The organism is Modestobacter marinus (assembly GCF_019799945.1).
Classification (GTDB): domain Bacteria; phylum Actinomycetota; class Actinomycetes; order Mycobacteriales; family Geodermatophilaceae; genus Modestobacter; species Modestobacter marinus_B.
In genome coordinates, this window is the sequence record NZ_JABGCH010000195.1 from 1 (window position 1) to 576 (window position 576).

The 576-nt window shown below is 36.5% G+C and carries 2 protein-coding genes; both read right to left on the reverse strand.

Going from position 1 to position 576, the window contains the following annotated elements:
• Positions 1-304, reverse strand: a 304-nt coding sequence (locus HK417_RS24620; RefSeq protein ID WP_222273478.1) for a hypothetical protein, incomplete at its 3' end; no start/stop codon positions are given.
• Between the two features lie 10 nt (positions 305-314).
• On the reverse strand, positions 315-576 hold a 262-nt coding region (locus tag HK417_RS24625), incomplete at its 5' end, for a hypothetical protein (RefSeq protein WP_222273481.1).

Below are 576 nucleotides of genomic sequence, written 5' to 3' on the forward strand. Positions count from 1 at the left end.
GGTCTGATTTCAATTTGGCAATTTCTTCATCTTTCGCTTTGATTGATGATTCCAAAGTTGAATTTTTTTCTGAAAGGTTTTTAGCCGCTGATTTAAGTTCGGCGGTATATTCTTCTTTCGTCGCGAAAGACTTATAGGCCTTTTGCTCTTTTTGTTTGGCCTCAAGGTCGGCCTTTTCTTTTTCCTTGGCTAATTCTTCGGGTGTGGGGTCGCCCGGTTTATGTTCTTCCCCATTCTCTTTAATTATAGCCTTTTGTTCTTCTTTTTTAATTTCTTTTTTTTCTTCTTCTTGAATTTCTGGCATTTTACCCTCCTTATAGTTGTATTGTTGTTTTTACGTTGTTGTTGTTGAATTTGTATTCGGTTTCAACAACTAGATCTTCATAAATTGAATTGTGCCCGGCGTCGTAAGTCGTGATTTTTACAGAGTCGGCAAGGACTGCATCAATTTCTATTTTAGGGTTTTTGCCCTCAATTGACAATTCAAATTCAAATACTAAATCTTCATCCTTGTCAATTCCACCATTTTGGTTTGCTGTTGTTGCATCCAAAAGGTTATAATCAGAAATCTTGCCT